This is a genomic window from Treponema sp. R6D11 (assembly GCF_054786075.1).
Window position 1 is genome coordinate 1 of sequence record NZ_BDHD01000379.1, and the last position, 1,215, is coordinate 1,215.

Consider the following 1,215-nt stretch of genomic DNA (forward strand, 5'->3'; position numbering starts at 1 on the left):
GCTTGGAATGAGCCTGTCACTGAAAAAACCTTCTTCCGCCGCGTAAACACTCATTTCTTCGTTTTGAAAATATTTACTTTGTTCTTGAGACATTCTATACCATTTTTTCTGAATATCAATAGTAGGATATAACACGCCAACTTTAAAACTAACGCCGAATATTTTATTTGGAGACCATTTTTCGGCAAGAATATTAAAACCAAATGTATAAAAAAAGAATCTCCAATCTTCTATATTGCCGTACCTGTTTATATCGAATGTAAATTCAGGTCCGATATAAATATCCAAGGGAACCTTAAATACAATACTTGTATACAGTCCTGGGTAAACATCATTGGTATCGCTAAAAGACTTATTTCCGTAAAGAGATAATCGCCCTCCAAATTCTGCGCCTATTCTAAAAAATACGGTTTTTTCCTTTTCAGGTTTTTCTGTTTCTTCTTCTTCCTCTGCTACTACTGCTTTTTCTCTTTCAGGTTCGGGTCTTTGTTTAAACGCAGTTTTAGTCTCAGGTTCAGCTTCAGGTTCTTTATATTGATTCGGTTGTGTAACGGCAAAAACATGTATATTTACCCACTGAGATCCTTCGGCGGGTCTTCCAAGAATATCATACGGGATTACGCGAAAACGATAAGGTCCGGGAGACAGAGAAACTTCGATAAAATGCGCCTATTCTAAAAAATACGGTTTTTTCCTTTTCAGGTTTTTCTGTTTCTTCATCTTCCTCTGCTACTACTGCTTTTTCTCTTTCAGGTTCGGGTCTTTGTTTAAACGCAGTTTTAGTCTCAGGTTCAGCTTCAGGTTCTTTATATTGATTCGGTTGTGTAACGGCAAAAACATGTATATTTACCCACTGAGATCCTTCGGCGGGTCTTCCAAGAATATCATACGGGATTACGCGAAAACGATAAGGTCCGGGAGACAGAGAAACTTCGATAAAATGCGCTTTTGTAAATTCTTTTAAATACGGAGTATATGTTCCATTAATTTCTTTTTCAAAAACAACTTCATACTGTAGAGTATGTTCGCCCCCTTTCCATACAAACCGTTGAACATATTTAACTTCATCGCCTTTTTCTTCAATAAAATAACCCGATGTCTGCGCCGAAAGAAAAGAGGTAAATACAAATAAAATTATCGCAAGTAATAAATACTTTTTATTATTAATTGCCATATAAAATACCTGCATCTTCAATTTCAACCGGAGTGGGAGCG

At 36.4% G+C, this 1,215-nt stretch carries 1 protein-coding gene and 1 pseudogene; both read right to left on the reverse strand.

The genetic code is table 11. The annotated features are described in order from the left end of the window. A partial coding sequence (locus ACYVTD_RS13285; RefSeq protein WP_461248217.1) for a hypothetical protein occupies positions 1–288 on the reverse strand: 288 nt, incomplete at its 3' end. A 319-nt stretch (positions 289–607) separates the two neighbouring features. Continuing rightward, positions 608–1,215: pseudogene (locus ACYVTD_RS13290) on the reverse strand (hypothetical protein); the annotation flags it as partial.